The sequence below is a fragment of the Nitrospirillum goiasense genome, assembly GCF_034427435.1.
Classification (GTDB): domain Bacteria; phylum Pseudomonadota; class Alphaproteobacteria; order Azospirillales; family Azospirillaceae; genus Nitrospirillum.
In genome coordinates this window covers 1-19,464 of record NZ_JAXQNP010000002.1, presented here as the reverse complement: position 1 = coordinate 19,464, position 19,464 = coordinate 1, and the positions used below count along the sequence as shown (strand labels likewise).

General features: G+C 64.4%; 8 protein-coding genes and 1 pseudogene. 6 read left to right on the top strand and 3 right to left on the bottom strand.

Features of this window, described 5'->3' with window-relative positions:
- Positions 1–19: 19 nt before the first annotated feature.
- From ULB03_RS02395 to ULB03_RS02380, 4 genes are all read left to right on the top strand, one after another.
- On the top strand, positions 20–2,392 hold the full coding sequence (locus tag ULB03_RS02395) for a TonB-dependent receptor (protein ID WP_322481733.1): 2,373 nt from the start codon (positions 20–22) through the stop codon (positions 2,390–2,392).
- A gap of 116 nt (positions 2,393–2,508) precedes the next feature.
- Positions 2,509–2,826 carry a 2Fe-2S iron-sulfur cluster-binding protein gene (locus tag ULB03_RS02390; RefSeq protein WP_322481732.1) on the top strand — a complete coding sequence of 106 codons (318 nt, stop codon included), beginning with the start codon at positions 2,509–2,511 and terminating at the stop codon, positions 2,824–2,826.
- A 3-nt stretch (positions 2,827–2,829) separates the two neighbouring features.
- Positions 2,830–4,059 (top strand): NAD(P)/FAD-dependent oxidoreductase, encoded by a 1,230-nt coding sequence (locus tag ULB03_RS02385; RefSeq protein ID WP_322481731.1) that lies wholly within the window; start codon positions 2,830–2,832, stop codon positions 4,057–4,059.
- Positions 4,059–4,307, top strand: a complete 249-nt coding sequence (locus ULB03_RS02380; RefSeq protein WP_322481730.1) for a hypothetical protein — start codon at positions 4,059–4,061, stop codon at positions 4,305–4,307. Before ULB03_RS02385 ends, ULB03_RS02380 begins: the two co-directional genes overlap by 1 nt.
- 217 nt (positions 4,308–4,524) lie before the next feature.
- Here the strand turns inward: ULB03_RS02380 and ULB03_RS02375 are convergent.
- The 3 genes and pseudogenes from ULB03_RS02375 to ULB03_RS02365 all read right to left on the bottom strand — a co-directional run.
- A pseudogene (locus ULB03_RS02375) lies at positions 4,525–4,719 on the bottom strand (hypothetical protein); the annotation flags it as partial.
- 35 nt (positions 4,720–4,754) lie between these two features.
- Complete coding sequence (locus tag ULB03_RS02370) at positions 4,755–6,110, bottom strand: sensor histidine kinase (RefSeq protein WP_322481729.1); 1,356 nt, start codon at positions 6,108–6,110, stop codon at positions 4,755–4,757.
- A 36-nt stretch (positions 6,111–6,146) separates the two neighbouring features.
- On the bottom strand, positions 6,147–6,827 hold the full coding sequence (locus tag ULB03_RS02365) for a response regulator transcription factor (RefSeq protein WP_322481728.1): 681 nt from the start codon (positions 6,825–6,827) through the stop codon (positions 6,147–6,149).
- 791 nt (positions 6,828–7,618) lie between these two features.
- On the opposite strand from ULB03_RS02365, the gene ULB03_RS02360 reads away from it, so the two are divergent.
- Positions 7,619–9,259, top strand: coding sequence for a beta strand repeat-containing protein (locus ULB03_RS02360; protein WP_322481727.1), 1,641 nt, complete (start codon positions 7,619–7,621; stop codon positions 9,257–9,259).
- Positions 9,256–19,464 (top strand): hypothetical protein (locus ULB03_RS02355; RefSeq protein ID WP_322481726.1); only part of this gene is annotated, 10,209 nt, incomplete at its 3' end. The genes ULB03_RS02360 and ULB03_RS02355, both read left to right, overlap by 4 nt.

Here is a 19,464-nt window from a genome sequence, read left to right as displayed (position 1 = left end):
AATAAACGGGAGGGATGAAATGAAATCGACGTTGCTGCTGTCATCAGTCTGCCTTGGTGCCTTGATCACCAGTCCTGCCGCCTGGGCCCAGTTGTCGGGGGCACAATCATCGGAGCCCCAAGTCAACGGGGCGACGAATGCCCAGCAGGATGACGGGCTGGCGGATATTGTCATCACCGCCCAGCGGCGGTCCGAGAATCTGCAGCACGCAGCGATCGCCGTATCGGCGGTGACGGGCGACAGCCTTCGGGACTCCGGTGTCACCCGGCCGGCGGATTTGACGAGCGTGGTGCCGGCGCTGCAGGTCAGTTCGTCCTCCGGGTCGAGCAGCGTTTTTTATCTGCGTGGTGTTGGCAACTTCAACGCCAATGCTTTGAGCGATCCGGCCGTCGCTTTCAATTTCAACGGAGTTTACATCGGTCGTACCACCGGAACGACGGGATATTTCTATGACCTCGAACGTGTCGAGGTGCTGAAAGGTCCGCAAGGAACCTTGTACGGCCGAAACGCCACGGGTGGCGCGGTCAATGTCATCCCACATAGGGCGGAACTGGGGGAAACCAGCGGTGAATTGACGGTGGAGTACGGCAATTATGACGCCGTTCGTGTGGACGGCGATTTGAACATGCCGCTGGGTAAGGACGCCGCCGTGCGCGCGGCCGGCATTTACGTTCGCCACAATGGTTATATGAACGACGGCACCGATGACCAGAACGACATGGGCGGCCGCGTATCGCTCCGGGTTGAGCCAATGGACTCGCTTACTATCAACCTGACGGGTGACGTCTTCCGGCAGCGGGGCAACGGGACTGGCGCGACCCCCATGAACCTGAACGTCGATGATCGTATCGGCCTTCTGTCGCCGCAGGGGCAGGCCTTCTATGCCAGCCAACCCAACGTCCTGTTGGGGCGGACCTTCGCGCCGATTACGGCCGACCCCTATATGCACAATAATTCCTGGGGCGTTTCCTCCAACATTGAATGGCAGTCTGATTGGGGAAAGCTCACGCTCATTCCCGCGTATCGCGAGAACCATGTCGACTTCGTGTCTGACAATCCCGGGTTCGTGATCACCCAAAAGGAGAAGGACAAGCAGACAAGTGTTGAGGCTCGCTTCGCGACCGACGATACGCAGCCGCTGCGATTTCTTATCGGTGGGTTTTATTATGATGAAACCAACGACGCTCCACTGAACCAATATAACTCGCAGTCCCAGCTTTCGAACCAAACATTCTCACAAAGCTCTGAGAGCCTGGCGGCTTTTGGGCGCGTGACCTATGCGCCGGTCCCGGACGTGCGGCTCACGGTTGGCGGCCGTTATACGACGGAGGATAAGACCTTCACCGGCACGAACAATAGCGTCTTGCGCCCTTGCGTCATTCCGACAACGTATAATCCAACCTATGTTCCGGGATGCCCGACGGCGAGTACCATCCCCTACAACACCTTGACCCTGCCTGCCGCGGACTTCGATCCCCGCCAAGATGGCACCCTCACCGTCCCCAGCGTCATCGACGATACGGGGGTTACAGCGAAAAAGGCGACTTTCAACAAGTTCACCTATCGCCTGGGCGCCGACTGGGACGTCACCGACAGCAACCTTTTGTTCGCCAGCTATGAAACTGGCTTCAAATCCGGTGGCTTCTTCTTCTCCGCGGATGCCGGCACCTACCGCCCGGAGACCATCGAAGCCTACACGCTGGGCAGTAAGAACCGCTTTTTCGACAATCGCCTACAGATCAATATCGAGGCTTTTTATTGGCAATATAAAAACCAGCAGATCAGTCACGTTGGCTACGACTCCAAAGGGACGATTATTTTTGCAACGGAGAACGTCGGCCAGTCGACGATCAAGGGTTTCGAGACGGAGATTCAGTACCTGCCCATCAAGGATACGCTACTATCCGCTGATGTGCAGTACCTGGATGGACGCTACGATAACTTTATCTATACGACCCCGAATTCCAACGGGGGCGTTTATAATGGGACTGGCTGTCCAAGCGCCAGCATCACCGGGAATTCCTATGTGGTGAACTGCTCTGGTTCCCGTCCGCCCAATTCGCCGCTGTGGACGTTGAACCTGGCCGCCCAACAGACCTTCCCGCTGGACAATGGCGCCAGGATCATCGCCAACGCGCGCGCGCATTTCCAGACGCAGACGCTCACGGGGCTGGAGTTCACGGCCGTCGAAAAGCAGGACGCTTACTGGATGGCGGACGCTTCGCTGACCTACAACGCGTCCGATGACAGGTTCTTTGTCACCGCGTTCGTGAACAACATCTTCGATAAAACCGTGGTCAGCGCGACGTTCCCCACGAGCTTCGCGCTTTTCACCGTCGGCACTTTGCGGCCGCCGCGGACCTATGGCTTGCGCACCGGCGTTCGCTTCTAAGTCGTGAGGACTGGAAGTCTTTATGGCTTCCAGTCCAAGACATCGGATGATGGGAAGCCTGCGCATTCTCATCATCTTCTTTGGCTTCAATTCCGTTCATTATCTGCTGGTGGGAAATGCCAACACTGATCGTTACTTCCCGTGATGGGAATAACCATAATGTTGTCGTCGAGGCGGGCCTTTCCGTCATGGAAGTGATCCGCAACGCCGGCTTTGATGACTTGCTGGCGTTGTGCGGAGGGAGCTGTTCATGCGCCACCTGCCATATCCATGTGGACGAGGGCTGGTTGGGCCGGTTGCCGCCCATGACCAGCGACGAAGATGAGTTGCTGAACAGTTCCAGCGGCAGGAACGGGACATCCCGGTTGGCCTGCCAAGTCATCGTCACCGATGAGCTGGATGGACTGCCGGTCCGCATCGCGGAGGCGGAGTGACCGATGGCGCGCTATGACGTGCTGATCGTCGGTGCCGGTCATGGTGGCGCGCAGGCCGCGATCGCCCTGCGTCAGAATAAATTCGCCGGCACCATCGCTCTCCTCGGTGACGAACCGGACCCGCCTTACGAGCGCCCCCCATTATCGAAGGATTATCTGGCCGGGGAAAAGGCCTATGCCCGCCTTCTGATCCGTCCGCCGGCGTTTTGGGTCGAGCGGGACGTGACCTTGTTGCCGGGTCGGCGTGTCGTCGCGGTCGATCCCATCCAGCGGACGGTGGCGACGGCGGACGGTGAGACGATCGGTTATGGCGAGATGGTGTGGGCTGCGGGCGGAACGCCCCGCCGCCTATCCTGTGCCGGCGCTGACCTGCCCGGGATCCATATGGTGCGCACCCGCGCCGATGCCGACCGGATGCGGGAGCGCTTGGCCGGTGTTGAAACCGCCGTGGTCGTCGGCGGTGGCTATATCGGCCTGGAAACGGCGGCCGCGCTAACCAAGCTGGGCAAGAGGGTCGTGGTGCTGGAGGCGCAGCCCCGCGTTCTGGCCCGTGTCGCGGGGGAGGCCTTGTCGCGCTTCTTCGAGGCGGAGCACCGTGACCACGGCGTTGACATCCGCCTGGAAACACACATCGGCGCCATTCTGGGAAGCGGTGGGGTGACCGGGGTCCAACTGATGGGTGGGGTGGTCATCCCTTGCCAAATGGTGGTCGTCGGTATTGGCATCCTTCCCGCCGTGGGGCCTTTGTTGGCAGCGGGTGCCGACGGGGACAACGGCGTGGCGGTGGATGACCGCTGCCGCACATCGCTGCCGGGTGTGTATGCCATCGGCGACTGCGCCCTGCATGCCAACCGCTATGCGGAGGGGCGACGCATCCGCCTTGAATCGGTCCAGAACGCCAATGACCAGGCGACGGTGGCCGCGCGGGCGATCACGGGGCAGGCCATTTCCTACGATGCGGTGCCCTGGTTCTGGTCCCAGCAGTATGACCTGAAACTCCAGACGGTGGGACTTTCCCTCAGTCATGACCAGGCGGTCGTCCGTGGCGACCCGGCAACCCGCAGCTTCTCGGTCGTCTACCTGAAGAACGGCCGCGTCGTTTCTTTGGACTGCGTGAACATGGCCCGGGATTACATCCACGGGCGCAGCCTGGTCGCGGACCGAATGATCATCGATCCGGAACGCCTGGCCGATCCCGCCATTCCCCTGAAAGAACTTGCGGAGGGGCTCTGATGACGAATGATCAAAGGCGCTATATTGCCATCGAAACCGCGATTGGGGTTATTATTAGCGCGGCATTATCAATACTCTTTGTTTTTATCGTGTTTGGCGGTCAGAAGGTGGTGCCACTCGCCGGTCATGTCGGGGTGGTGTTCGAACTCCCTGCCGCAGAGTTTCATGATCGTGCTGATGAGCATCCTGATGCCGACGATTCTAACCCGTCGACGGATGCGCTCTCGCACGTATCTGCGCATCAATAAACGAATAAGGCTCAATTTACCTCGAAATGCCTTTATACGGGCGCTGGTCCTCGCCGTACTGGCTGCAATTGTCGGTTGGCTGTTTCATATCGCTATTCTGCCTACTATTTCGGCGACAGAATGGCAGTTTTTGCCCTTGCTAATTTACAAGACAATATACGGAGCGCTGCTTTCCCTTATTTTTGCCCCGGCGGCCATTTACATGGTTCTATGTGAGCCGGCCGCCACGCCTTCGTATCAGCAGGTGTAAAAGACGCCGAAGGCGAAACTGGGCTGCTGATCGCTCGCCGGGCTCGGCTCCGGTCAGGCCCTGGACCTCCAGTTCCATCAGCCGCTGGGCAGCAAAGCCGATAATCTCTCTGAGCACATCGGCATCAGCCCCCTTCTCAAGCATCGAACGCAGCGTCATCATCGGCCGCGGGTGATCCGCCCGTCGCCAAGTCGGCGTCAGGGCTTAATTTCAGTGTCGGCACTGGGCAACACGATTGTCGCTACTGCACCGCCGTTGGTCGCGTTGGCGAAGGTCACAAGACCGCTGTGCTTGTTGACGATGGTCTTCACGATGGCGAGGCCTAGACCAGTGCCTTGCACTGCCCTGGCGTTATCGGCGCGGAAGAAGCGCTGTCCGACCTGGGGGAGTTGATGTGGCGGGAAACCGATGCCCCTGTCCTCGACGGTTATGGTGATAGAACCGCCTTGCTGAACGGTGATGTGGACCGGCTCATCGGCAGGGGAGTATTTCAGTGCGTTGTCCAGAATATTGCCGATCGCGGTCGCCAGCATCTCTCGGTTCCCGCGAACATGGGTAGGTGTTTCCGGCAGCGCCGCGGTGATCCGCCCATCCTCATATTTTTGTGCCAGGAGGCGCATGAGGTCGCGCACGATGCGGGCAACGTCGACGCGCTCCGCGTCCGACACCTCCAACTCGGCGCGTTCCGCCATCAGCAGGTTGTCCATCATGCCCCGCAGGCGGTCGACCGTGGCCCGGATCGTGTCCAAACGGCGTATGATCAGCGGCTGCGCCGGATCCAGCAAGTCCAGGCTAACCTCCGCCGACCGATCGATGATGGCCAGCGGTGTCCGCAGTTCATGTCCCAGCGTGCCCAGGAACTGGCGCAATTGGGTGTGCATGCGGCGCTCCGCCGCCAGGCTGAGCGTGCGCTGCTTGAGTGTGGCGCTGAGTTGCGCGCCCACCATGAACATGATGCAGAAAAAGGTCAGCATCATCACCACCGCCCCCTCCAACTGGAACCAGGGTAGGAAGCGGGGTGAAAAGACGAAGAATGGGTCTGGATCGACCAACGCCACCGCCATGCGTCCAACCAGGACGGCCATATGGCCGACCAGTGTCAGGATCAGGCATATCCGTGCGCCCCTGATCTGAGCGCTACTGCGAATGACCTCGACCAGCAAGCGGGCATAGAAGCCGATATATACCACTGTCGCGACCGCTACCCGAACCAGTGTGCTGTCAGGGGCACCCCACTGCACCAGTTCCCAGAACAGCACGGTGAAGACCGTGGCGCCGAGAACCCAGTCGCGCCGGGGGCGTCCGCCCAGCAACGCCACCATGCCGTCCGTCACCAGCCCGATGGCCAAGGTCATCGCGGCATTGCCGGCGGTGATGAGGTGGGGGTCCCTGACCACCATCAAGGCGAAGGCGGTGGTGAGCGCCAGGCAACCGGCCGACACCGACGCCAGCCCATGGAGTTGCCGGTAGGCCCGCCACATCAAAAAGGCCGCGATGCAATTGCTCGCCGTCAGCACCCCGACAAAAACCATCGACGTGGCGATGTCCAGCATGGCGTCCCTTCCGTCAGCGGGCGGCGCGCGCGGCCGTCATCGCACGCTCAGCGGCGCGGCGAAACCATAGCCCTTGCCGTAGATGGCGCGGATGGGGGGCTCTTCGCCCGTCTGCTCCTCGACCTTGTGCCGCAAGCGGCGCACCAGGGTGGTCAGGCTGCTGGAATTGAAGTCGCCGCCATCCCCCAGCCCTGCGGCCAGCCGGTCATGGTCGCAGACATCGGTTCCCACCAGCAGAGCCATGAAGGTCAGTTCCTTCGGCGTCAACGGCACCCTTTGCCCGCCGGGGGCGATCAGCACCCGCCCACGCTGGTCCAGCGTCCACCCCGGCGCCACCTGTGGGACTGAGACGGGGACCCGTTTGAGCACATTGCGGATGGTGTATTCGATTTCCCGAAGGCTCGCATGCTTCACCAGATAGGCGTCGCTGCCGGCCTCCAACGCTTGCAGCTTGTCTTCCATGTCTTGGTGCGATGTCAGCACCACAACGCCGCAGTGCAGGCCCCGTTGGGCGCGGATTTCCGTCAGAAGCTGCACGCCATGCCCATCCGGCAGGCCCAAATCAAGGACAACCAACTCAAACGCGGTTCTCGCCAAGTGCTGCCTGGCTTCGGCCAAGGTGCCCGCGCCGGTCAGGGAATATCCTTTCGCTTCAAGGAAGGCGATCAAGTCATCCCGCAGGGATGCCTCATCCTCAATGATCAATAGACGCGACATATCCTGTTTTCTTCCAGACGATGGGGCAATGGCCGGCTCCATCCAACCAAGCGAGACCGGCGGGCGGGTATCGACCGCTCCTCCTGTCTTCCCGAAGGGGCGGCATGGATGTGGCTGTACTTCGTGTCCATCATCGCCGCCAACCCGACTCACCCCTATCACACCCGCAGACCGTGATCCAGTTCGCGCGGCGGCACCAGGGGATGGAATGGCGCTTTAAGGGATATTTTCCGGGGGTCCGACAAAGTTGAGCAAGTTGCTCTGTCAGGAATGACGGATTCTGAATTTCATTTTGTGACTTTCCGACTTAATCGTCATTATTGACGTAATATACTGAGATATAATCGCAAATATATTCGTCAATTATTGACAGTTAACTGAGTCGCAGGCAAAACGCACGCCATTGTAATCCGGGGCAAAGGCGAGCGAACACGATGTTTTTGCCCCGGAAGTATTCGGTTGATTTGAAGCGGCGGGACTGGGCAGTGGGCCGGCGCGGAACGCGCCCTGGCGAACACGGACGCTTACCCCGGCCGAGGGTGGCTTCATTCTGGATGGGGAGTTGGGTGGCATGACGCTGGGAATGACGGGTCGCGACCAAGGGGCCGTGAAGACGCGGCGCACGCTGCTGTTGGGCGCGTCCGCCCTGGCCATCGGCATGGGGCTGGCGGCGCCCCGTCCGGCGGCGGCGGCGTCTTGCGGCTACATAAACTCCCTCCCCCAACTCCACGTGGAGCCAGGCTGTCGGCGCCCAATGTTCGGGCCTTTTCTGGAGCGCTCCCGGCGGCACGGTGACCAACGCCGGCACAATTAGCGGCGCTTGGACGGCGCTGTCCAACGTTGGTATCATCAATACTCTCGTTAACAGTGGCACAATCTTAGGAACCGGCCTTGGTCTCAAGCTTGACACCACCAGCACTTCCCAGCCAAATGGTGTCGGCGTTCTTTCAAATAGTGGCACCATCTCTGGTGGATATACCGGCGTCTTAAATCGATTCCGGACCATAGGAATACTGACAAACGACGGCACGATTGTCGGTGGCACCACATATGGCATTCAAAACGCTGGTGTCATCACCTCAATAATAAACCGTTCCGTTATAAATGGCGGTTTTGCCGGCATTTACAACTCAAACGGATCTATCCGCACCATAAATAATGCTGGCACGATCAGTGGTCATTATATTGGCGTTGTTAACGGTGGCGATTATGTCGGCAGTATCGGCACCATAACAAACACCGGCGTGATCAGTGGAAACAACTACGGCATTGAAAATATTTATGGCGCAATCGACACCATAGCGAACAGCGGTACCATAAATGGTATTCTGAACCAATGTACCGCCTGTGGTATCGGTGTGTTGGTCAACAGCGGCATGATCGCTGGCAATGTGGCGAACTTTAGCGCCAACGCTTTGACCATCGTCGGGGGCGCTGGCGCCACTCTGGGTACCTTGACCGGGCGGAACGGCAGCATCGGCACGATCAGCAGCTCCAACGCCAACATCGTATTCTCCGGCGGCAACCTGCTGTTGAACGACCAGGTCACGGTCGGCGGTGACACGGTGGTCAACAACGGCGCCTCCCTGACGCTGGCCAGCCCCCTGACCATCACCGGCAACTACAGCCAGGGTGCCGGCACGCTGGTCTTGGGCACGGGCGCTTTGGTGGTTAGCGGCGCGGCCAGACTCACCGGCGGAACCGTGGCAACCAGCCTGTCATCCAGCGGCAATTACCTGGCGGGACAGAGCACCCTGGTCCAGGGTGGGGCGGGCTCCAACTACACCGGCGTCGTGCTCCAAACCAGCCCGATCAGCGGTCTGGTTGTCTCCGATCCTACCAGCGGCACAAACTTGCTGCTGAACATCGGCAACGATTACATCGGTGGCACCCTGGCCAGTGCGGCGAATACGTCCACCATCGCGGGGGTCAACACCGCTCTGTATGTCGCCAACGGCGGCAGCCTGGGCAGCTTCAGCAACAGCGGTGTATTGAGCGGCAATACTATCGGCATTTATAATTATGCCGGCACTATTGGCACCATCACGAACGCCCGCGTGATCAACGGCGCGCAGACCGGCATTCAAGCCATTGGTGCGATTGGCGCCCTGGTGAACAGCGGCACGATTAGCGGCACCCTAGGCATTTCAACCTACAGATTGATCGCCACGATCGCCAACAGTGGTTCGATTGCTGGCAGCCGTGTCGGTGTTCTTAATTTCGGCACCATTGGCGCCATAACGAATGGAAGCGTGATCAGCGGCATAGGGGGGGCACTTCCGGTGTCGGTATCGATAACGCCATCGCCATCGGGACCATCACCAACAGCGGCACGATCTTCAGTGGCGGCGCGGCCATACATAACCGGGCCGGCGCCACCCTTGGCACGGTGGTCAATCAGACGTCCGGCACGCTCTCCAGTGGGGCGATGAGCGGATTCGCCTTCTACAACCAGGGCTCTGTCGGCGTCCTGGCCAACAACGGCATGATTTCGGGCGGCTATGGCGGCGTCTTGAACAAGGGCGTCATCGGCACGGTCACCAACGGCGGCTCGATCAACGCGTCGAACGGCATCGGTTTCAACAACAGCGGCGGCAGCGTCGGCACGCTGGTCAACAGCGGCACACTATCCGGCTGGCTGAGCGCCCTGGCGAACGGCAACGGTGGCAGCATCGGCACGCTGATCAACAGCGGCGTGATCGCCGGCAACGTGACCAACGCCACCGCCAACGCCCTGACCATTGCCGGCGGTACCGGGACCACCGTGGGCACCCTGACCGGCCGGAATGGCGGCGTCGGCACGATCAGCAGCGCCGGCGCCAATGTGGTGTTCGCCAGCGGTAATCTTCTGCTGAACGACCAAATCGCGGTCGGCGGCGGCAACGCGGTGGTGAATGGCGGCGCCAGCCTGACGGTGGGCAGTCCCCTGACCATCACGGGCAACTACACCCAGACCAATGGCGCGCTGGCCTTTGCCAACGGTGGCCTGGTGGTCACAGGGGCGGCCAGCATCACCGGTGGCACGCTGATCGCCAGCCTGTCGTCCACCGGCAATTACCTGACGGGGCAGGGGGGACAGACCCTGCTCCAAGGGGGGGCGGGCTCCAGCTATACCAGCGTCAGCATACAGACCAACGGGGTTTCCGGTCTGGCCGCCTCGGGTGCTGTCAGCAGTACCAGCCTAGTGCTGAATATCGCCAATGATTATATCGGCGGCAACCTGGCCAGCGCCAGCAATTCCACTACGATCGCCGGGGTCGCCACCGCCCTCTACGTCGCCAGCGGCGGCACCTTGGGCAGCTTCACCAATACCGGCCTGTTGAGCGGCACCAACACCGGTGTCGCCAACCACGGGACCATCGGCCTGGTCACCAACGGTACCGCCGGCACCATCGCCGGTGGCGTGAACGCCGTCTATAACGACACCAACGGCGTCATCGGCACGCTGGCCAACAGCGGCACGATCACCGCCAACTCCATCGGCGTCTACAATGACGGCAGCATCGCCTTCGTGACGAACAGCGGCATGATCCACCTGGCGACGGGCCGTGCCCTTTATAACGGCGGCACCATCACCGCCTTGGCCAACAGTGGCGGTATCGTCAGCGACAACAACGACGCCATTCAAAACTATGGTGTCCTTCGCGCGCTTTCCAACAGCGGCACCGTCGCATCCTCGTCCAGCCGCGCCGTGGCCAACTTCGGCAGCATCGGCACCGTCACGAACGCGGGACTGGTCACGGGCAAGAGCGGCTTGGTGAACTTCAGCAGCGTCGGTGCCGTGGTCAACAGCGGTACGATTGGCGGCAGTGCGAACGCCCTTGCCAACTATGGCGGCATCGGCACCATCGCCAACAGCGGCGTGATCGCCGGTAACGTGACGAATTACGGCACCGCCCTGGTCCTCACCGGCGGCGTCGGCACCACAGTGGGGACGCTGACCGGGTGGAACGGCGCCATTGGTACGATCAACAGTCCGACCGCCAACGTGGTGCTGGCCGGCGGCAACCTGCTGCTGAACGACCAGGTCATGGGCACGCTCGTGAACAGCGGCGCTACACTGACGCTGGCCAGCCCCCTGACCATCGCCGGCAACTACGTCCAGAGTGCCGGCACGGTGATCGCGGGTACGGGCGGGCTGGTGGTCAACGGCGCCGCCGTCGTGGGCGCGGGCGCGGTCTCCGCCAACTTGTCGTCCACTGGCAATTACCTGGTGGGTGCTGCCGCGAACACGCTGATCCAAGGCGGGAGCGGGTCCAGCTACGACGGCGCCACCGTCGTCAGCGGCGTAACGGGCCTACAGGCCATTAGTGTCACGGCCAATAACGCCCTGCTGGGACTTGTGGGGAACGACTATATTGGCGGCACCCTGGGTTCATTGAACAATACCATCGCCATCGCCGGTGTGAACACCGCCCTTTTCGTCGCCGCCTCTGGGAGCCTGGGCGGCGTCAGCAATAGCGGCCTATTGAGCGGCCAGACGTACGGTGCGACTAACCAAGGCGTCATCGGTACCCTTGCCAATGATGGCACCATTTCCGGCAGCATCGCCGGCGTCGACAATACGGGCACCCTCGGTCAGTTCATAAACACCAGTTTCGTGAGGGGCACCAATCAGGGTGTCCTCAACGCCGTCGGCGCCACCATCACCACCATCATGAATGGTGGCACGATCCTGGGAAGCTCCATCGGCGTGCACAACAGCGGCGTCGTCGGCGTCATCACCAACAGCGGCACCATCACCACGACGGAGGGGGACCTTGCCCTCGCCGGGATCGTCAATGACGATGGCGCCGTCGTTGGCACCATCCTTAACACCAGCACGATATCCAGTGGCCGCCAAGGTATTCGCAACCAGGGCAGCATCGGTGTTGTCGTCAACAGCGGTACCCTGACCGGTGTCATCGCCCTGTACAACATCGGCAGCATCGGCAGCATCGGCACCATCGCCAACAGCGGCGTGATCGCCGGCAACGTGGTCAACACCAGCGCCAACGCCCTGGTCTTCACTGGCGGTAGCGGCACGGTGGTCGGCACCCTGACCGGCCAGACCGGCATCGGCACCCTCACCAGCACCGGCGCCAACGTCACGCTGGCCAGCGGCAACTTGGCCCTCAACGACCAAGTCAATGTCGGCGGCGGCACCCTGGTCAACAGCGGCGCCACCGTGCTGCTGGCCAACGTCCTCAGCGTGACGGGCAACTACAGCCAGTCGGCGGGCCTCCTAGAGTTGGGCACGGGCAGCCTGGCGGTCAGCGGGGCGGCCAGCATCACCGGCGGCACGGTCGTGGCCACGCTGTCCGGCACCGCCAACTACCTGGCGGGGCAGCCCAGTTCCACAACCCTGGTGGCGGGTGGCGCCGGCTCCACCTACACCGGCGCCAGTGTGGGGGCCGGTGGGGTGAGCGGCCTGGCCGCGGCCGGCATGACCAGCGGCACCAACCTGGTCGTCACCGGGCTGAACGATTATATCGGCGCCACGCTGGGCACCCTCAACAACACCGGGACCATCAGCGCCAGCAACGCCGTCTACGTGGCGGCGACGGGCAGCCTGGGCAGCCTCAGCAACAGCGGCGCCCTGCTGGGCACCAGCGCCGGCCTGTATAACCGGGGCACCATCGGCGGCTTCCAGAACACCGGCCTGCTGTCGGGGGCCACGGCCCTGTACAACGGCGTCGGCGCCAGCCTGGGTACCCTGGTCAACAGCGGCACCATCAGCGGCACCATCGTCAACCTGTCCTCCGGTGACCTGGTCATCGCCGGCTCGGCCGGCACCCTGACGGGTGGCGGCATCACCAACACCGCCAGCAACGTCGTGTTCTCCGGCGGCAGCCAGGTGCTGGCCGACGCGATCACTGTCGGCAGCCACACGGTGGTGAACAGCGGCGCCACCCTGAGCCTGGCCAACACTCTGCTCATCACCGGCAACTACAGCCAGGCCAGCGGCACGCTGGCCCTGGGCACCCACTCAGCCACGGTCAGCGGCATCGCCAGCATCAGCGGCGGCCTGGTCAGCACCACCCTCGACACCCTGACCAGCTATGTCGTGGGTACTTCCACCGGCGTCATCCTGGTGCAGGCGGGGGCGGGGTCCAGCTACACTGGTGTCACCGTCGCTTCCGGCATCACCGGCCTGACCATCGGCACCGGCGTCACCACTATCGGGTCCACCGTCGACCTGGTGCTGGCGGCGGTGAACGATTATATCGCCGGTACCCTGGGCACCCTGAACAACACGGGCACCATCGCCGGCGTGGCGACGGCGGCCTACGTCGCCGGCACCGGCACCCTGGGCATCCTGGCCAACAGCGGCCTGTTGAGTGGCCAGATGTTCGGTGTGAATAACAAGGGCGTCATCGGCACCCTCGCCAACGGCGGCACTATTGCCGGCGGTTCCTACGCGATCAGGAACAGCGGCAGTATTGGGATGCTGACCAACACCGCCGTCCTTGCTGGTGCCTTCAACGGGGTGCTCAACACCGCTGGTGGTTCCATCGGATCGTTCGCCAACACCGGCACCGTTTCGGGCTCGCTTGTCGCCCTTTACAACAATGGCACGGTCGCCGCCATCGCCAACGCCGGCTTGATATCGGCCAAAACCGCCCTCATTAATTGGGGCGGCGGTATTGGCACCATCGCCAACAGCGGCACCCTCCTCGGTCACTCCGGCTCCGCGCTGTATAACTATGGCAGCATCGGAAGCATCGCAAATTCCGGTCTCATTTCCGGCCCCACGGCCATTAACGATATCCGCAGTATCGGGACCATCGCGAACAGCGGAACGATCGCCGGTGTCACGGCGCTGTATATCGCCGATACCGGTACCCTCGGCGTCCTCGCCAACAGTGGCGTGATCGCCGGCGATATCCTGAATGACGGCGCCGCCCCCCTGACCATCACCGGCGGCACCGGTACGGTGGTGGGCACGCTGACGGGCGGCAATGGCGCGATCGGCACGATCCGGAGCACGCTGGCCAACGTGGTGCTGGCGGGCGGCAACGTGGCCCTGAACGACCAGGTCACCGTCGGCGGCGGCACCCTGGTGAACAGCGGCGCCACCGTGCTGCTGGCCAACCCGATCAGCGTTACCGGCAATTATAGCCAGTCGGCGGGCGTCCTGGATGTCGGCGCTGGATCCCTGGCGGTCAGCGGGGCGGCCAGCATCACCGGCGGCACGGTCGTGGCCACGCTGTCCAGTACGGCCAACTATGTCGTGGGTCAGACGGAGGCCACCCTGGTGACGGGTGGCGTCGGGTCCAGCTACACCGGCGCCAGCGTGGCGGTCGGTGTAAGCGGCTTGGCCGTGACCGGCGCCACCAGCGGCACCAACCTGGTCGTCGCGGGTCTGAACGACTACATCGGCGCCACGCTGGGCACGCTCAACAACACCGGGACCATCAGCGCCAGCAACGCCGTCTACGTGGCGGCCACGGGCAGCCTGGGCAGCCTCACCAACAGTGGCACGCTGCAGGGCGTCAACGCCGCCCTGAACAACCTGGGCACCATCGGCGGTTTCCAGAACGCCGGCCTGCTGTCGGGGGTCACGGCCCTGTACAATGGCGCTGGCGCCACTCTGGGCGTTCTGGCCAACAGCGGCACCATCAGCGGCAACATCGTCAACCTGTCGACGACTGACCTGGTCATCGGCGGTGCCGGCGGCACCCTGACCGGCGGCACCATCACCAACACCGCCAGCAACGTCGTGTTCTCCGGCGGCAGCCAGGTTCTGGCCGACGCGATGAATGTCGGCAGCCACACGGTGGTCAACAGCGGCGCCACCCTGAGCCTGGCCAGCACGATCAGCATCACTGGCAACTACGTGCAGTCGACGGGCACGCTGGCGCTGGGCAGCAACCACCTGGCGGTCAGCGGGGTGGCCAGCATCAGCGGCGGCGTGGTCAGCACGACCTTCGACACGACCACCAACTACATCGTGGGCGCGTCCACCGGCGTCATCCTGGTGCAGGCGGGGGCGGGGTCCAGCTACACCGGGGTCGACGTGCTGTCCGGCATCACTGGCCTGACGGTGGGCGCCGGCACCCAGACCATCGGGTCCACCGTCGACCTGGTGCTGGCGGCGGTGAACGACTATGTCGGCGGCAGCCTGGGCACCCTGAACAACACCGGCACCGTCGCCGGCGTGGTGACGGCTGCCTACATCGCCACTGGTGGCAGCCTGGGCACCCTGGCCAACAGCGGTTTGCTGAATGGCGCCCAGTACGGCATCCGCAACCGCGGCACGGTGGGCTTGGTCAGCAACAGCGGCACGGCCACGGGCCTAATCGGTCTGTACAACCAGGGCACCATCGGCACGGTGGTCAACACCGGCGCCCTGGTGGACGCACCGGCGCCGGCGGCGGCCGGCCTGAACAACGCCGGCAGCATCGGCGCCGTGGCCAACAGCGGCACCATCAGCGGTGCGGCCTATGGTCTGTTCAACAGCGGCAGCATCGGGGCGGTCAGCAACAGCGGCACCATCGCCGGCGTCACCGCCCTGTACAACCAGGGCAGCATCGGCACCATCGCCAACAGCGGTGTCATCGCCGGCAACGTGGTCAACACCAGCGCCAACGCCCTGGTCTTCACCGGCGGCAGCGGCACGGTGGTGGGCACCCTGACGGGCAGCAACGGCGCCATCGGCACCCTCACCAGCACCGGTGCCAACGTCACGCTAGCCAGCGGCAATATGCTGTTGAACGACCAGGTCAATGTCGGCACCGGCACGCTGGTCAACAGCGGCGCCAACGTGCTGCTGACCAACGTTATCAGCGTGACGGGCAACTACAGCCAGTCGGCCGGCACCCTGGCCATGGGCATTGGCAGCGGCACGGCGGGTGAGCTGCTGGTCAGCGGCGACGCCGCCTTCACCGGCGGCACCGTGGCGGTCACGGCGCTGTCGGGCAGCAACCTCATCGCCGGCCAGAGCTACACCATCGCCGAGGTGGGCGGCGCCCTGAGCACCAGCGGCCTGACCGCCGCCGCCAGCGGCTTCAGCGCCACCCTGGGCTCAGGATCCAACGGTGCCGCCACCGACCTGCTGCTGACCCTGCTTAGCGACTATGTCGGCGGCACCCTGGGCACGCTCAGCAACACCGGCACCATCAACGCCGCCACGGCGGTGCTGATCACCAGCGCCGGCAGCCTGGGCACCCTGGCCAACAGCGGCGCGATCATCGGCAACGTGGTCAACGCCAGCGCCCATGACCTGGTGATCGTGGGCGGCAGCAACGGCACGGTGGGCAGCTTCTCGGGCGGCACCATCCGCAACAGCCTGAGCAACCTGGCCTTCGCGTCGGGGGCCGTCAGCCTGGCCGACGCCATCGACGCCACCGGCCACACCGTCAGCAACAGCGGCGCCAGCCTGACCCTGGCCAGCGACGTCGGCATCACCGGCGCCTACAGCCAGACGGCCGGCACCCTGGCCGTGGCCGGCCATGTCCTGAGCGTCAGCGACGCGGCGCAGGTGACGGGCGGCGTGGTCAACGCCGGCCTGGCGGGCACCGCCAACTACCTGGTGGGCGACGGCGTCACCCTGATCCGGGGCGGCAACGGCTCGACCTACACCGGCGCCACGGTGGTCAGCGGCCTGACCGGCCTGGACGCCACGGGTGCCACCAGCGGCAGCAACCTGCTGGCCGTGGCCGGTAACGACTACATCGGCGCCAGCCTGGCCAGCCTCGCCGTCACCGGCACGCTCGTTAACACGGCCGGCGGCGCCACGGCGCTGTACATCGCCAGCACCGGCACCCTGGGCAGCCTGGCCAACAGCGGCACCATCAGCGGCAACGTGGTCAACCAGTCGGCGCGGGATCTGACGATTACCGGTGGCAGCGGCACGGTGGTGGGCAGCTTCAGCGGCGGCACCATCCGCAACACCGGCGCCAACGTGGTGTTCGCCTCGGGTGCGGTCGCCCTGGGCGACCAGATCGACGTGGGCGGCACGCACACGGTCAGCAACATCGGGGCGGCCCTGGCCCTGACCACGGATGTGGGTGTCAACGGCACCTACGCCCAGAGCGCGGGCAGCCTGACCATGGGCGGCCATGTGCTGACGGTCAGCGGCCCGGCGCTGGTCAGCGGCGGCACGGTCAATGCCGGGATCGGCGGCGCCGGCAACTATTTCGTCGGCGACAGCGTGACCATGATCCAGGGTGGGGCGGGCTCGTCCTACACCGGGGCCGTGGTCACCAGCGGCCTGACCGGCCTGGACGCCACCGGGGCCACCAGCGGCACCAGCCTGCTGGCGGTCGCGGGCAACGACTACATCGGCGCCAGCCTGAACACGCTGAACGTCACCGGCACGCTGGCCAATACCGCCGGCGGCGCCACGGCGCTGTACATCGCCAGCACCGGCACCCTGGGCAGCCTGGCCAACAGCGGTGTCCTCATCGGCAACGTGGTCAACCAGTCGGCACGGGATCTGACGATTACCGGTGGCAACGGCACGGTAGGCCGCTTCACCGGCGGCACCATCACCAACACCGCCAGCAACGTGGTGTTCGCCAGCGGCGCCATCAGCCTGGGCGACGCCCTCAACGTGGCGACGCATACGGTCAGCAACGCCGGCGCCAGCCTGACCCTGGCCAGCAATGTCGGCATCACGGGCAACTTCGCCCAGAGCGGCGGCACGCTGGCCACGGGCGGCCATGTCCTGACCGTCAGCGGGACGGCCAATGTGACGGGCGGCGTGGTCAACGCCGGCCTGACGGGCACCGCCACCTATCTGGTGGGCGACAGCGTCACCCTAATCCAGGGCGGCACCGGTTCCACCTACGCCGGCGCCACGGTCACCAGTGGCGTCACCGGCCTGTCGGCCTCCGCGGTGACCAGCGGCGGCAACCTGCTGGCGGCGGCGGGCAACGACTACATCGGCGGCAGCCTGGCCAGCCTGGCGGTCACCGGCACGCTCGCCAATACCACCGGCGGCGCCACGGCGCTGTACATCGCCTCGACCGGCACGCTGGGCGCCTTGGCCAACAGCGGCACCATCAGCGGCAATGTGGTCAACCTCAGCGCCAACGACCTGGTGGTCACGGGCGCGGCCACGACCACGGCGCCGGGCGTGTTCACCGGCGGCACCATCGACAACCGCCTGTCCAACCTGCGCTTCACCAGCGGCGCGGTGCGGCTGGCCGACGCGGTCAACGTGAGCGGCCACAGCGTGGTCAACAGCGGGGCCACCCTGCTGGTGACCAGTGCCGTGAACATCACCGGCGGCTACAGCCAGACGGCCGGCGGCTTGGTGATCGGGGCCACGTCGCAGACCAGCTACGGCAACCTGGTGATCAGCGGCGGCGCCAGCCTGACGGGCGGGTCGGTGACGCTGCAGGGGGCGGGCGGCAACGCCCTGCAGGCCGGCACCTACACCATCGCGGCGGCGGGCAACGGGCTGAGCCTCAGCGGGGTCAGCTTCAGCGCCACCGGCTACACCGTGACCAGCGACGTGGTGACGGTGGGGAGCAACACGGACCTGGTGGTGAAGGTGGCGGGCACCGCCACCAACTACACGGCGGTGGGCACCGCCCAGGGTGGTGCCGCGGTGGGCACGGGCTCGGCCCTGGACCAGATCGCGGCGCTGGCCAGCAGCAGCATCACCACCAACGCCCAGGTGGCGGCCTTCCAGCAGCAGGTGCTGGCGCCCTTGGCCACCCTGACGCCGGCGGCCAAGCAGGTGGCGGTGGCGCAGCTGTCGCCCAGCCAGCTGACGCCGCAGCTGACGGCGACCTCGGTCACGCCCACCACCACGGCCATCAGCCAGCACCAGGAGACGGTGGCCAGCCTGATGGACGGCAGCGAGAAGGGTGCCGCCGCCGGCTCCAACGGGCGCGAGGGCGTGATCTGGGGCGAGGTCGTGGGCGCCGGCGTGCTGCGCGGCACGACGACGGAGGCCGCGGGCTACCGCGCCAGCAGCTCCGGCCTGGTGCTGGGCGCCGACTGGTTCGCCAGCGACGAGGTCATGGCCGGCCTGGCCTTCAGCTGGATCAACAGCGCCTCGGTCGGCCAGGGCGTCATGTCCGGCAGCACCACCCGCGTGGGCAGCTACCAGCTGACCGCCTACAGCGTCTGGCGTCCGGACTTCGCCGACCAGAAGCTGTCGGTCGAGGGCCAGGTGGGCTTCGGCTACAACCACTTCGACCAGCGCCGCGTCATCCAGTTCCTGGGCGCCCGCGCCAACGCCAACTACGGTGGGGAGCAGTACCTGGGCAAGGTGACGGTGGGCTATGACCTGCCGCAGCAGGGGGCGTTCACCTTCACGCCGCAGTACAGCCTGCGCTTCGTGCGCCTGGTGAACCATGCCTACCAGGAACACGACGCGGGTCCGGCCAACCTGAAGGTGGACACACTGGGCACCAACGCCGTGACGCAGGAGCTGGGCGTGAAGGTGGTCACGCAGTGGAACACGGGCTTCGGCACGCTGCTGCCCGACCTGCGGGTGGCCTGGGTGCACGACTTCCGCGATGCCCCCATCCCCACCACGGGCGTGCTGGCCGGCGTCGCCTTCGCCAGCACCACCGGCCGGGTCAACACCGACGGCCTGGCCGTCAACCTCGGCACCACCTTGCAGCAGAGCGACAACTTCAGCCTGCGCCTGGAATACAACGGCGAATACCGTCGCGATTACCAGAGCCACGGCGGC

What these genes read in the sequence shown, in the direction of transcription:
- ULB03_RS02390 (WP_322481732.1), top strand. Translation starts at nt 2,509, where the DNA reads ATGCCAACACTGATCGTTACTTCCCGTGATGGGAATAACCATAATGTT.
- ULB03_RS02395 (WP_322481733.1), top strand. Translation starts at nt 20, where the DNA reads ATGAAATCGACGTTGCTGCTGTCATCAGTCTGCCTTGGTGCCTTGATC.
- ULB03_RS02380 (WP_322481730.1), top strand. Translation starts at nt 4,059, where the DNA reads ATGACGAATGATCAAAGGCGCTATATTGCCATCGAAACCGCGATTGGG.
- ULB03_RS02365 (WP_322481728.1), bottom strand. Translation starts at nt 6,827, where the DNA reads ATGTCGCGTCTATTGATCATTGAGGATGAGGCATCCCTGCGGGATGAC.
- ULB03_RS02370 (WP_322481729.1), bottom strand. Translation starts at nt 6,110, where the DNA reads ATGCTGGACATCGCCACGTCGATGGTTTTTGTCGGGGTGCTGACGGCG.
- ULB03_RS02385 (WP_322481731.1), top strand. Translation starts at nt 2,830, where the DNA reads ATGGCGCGCTATGACGTGCTGATCGTCGGTGCCGGTCATGGTGGCGCG.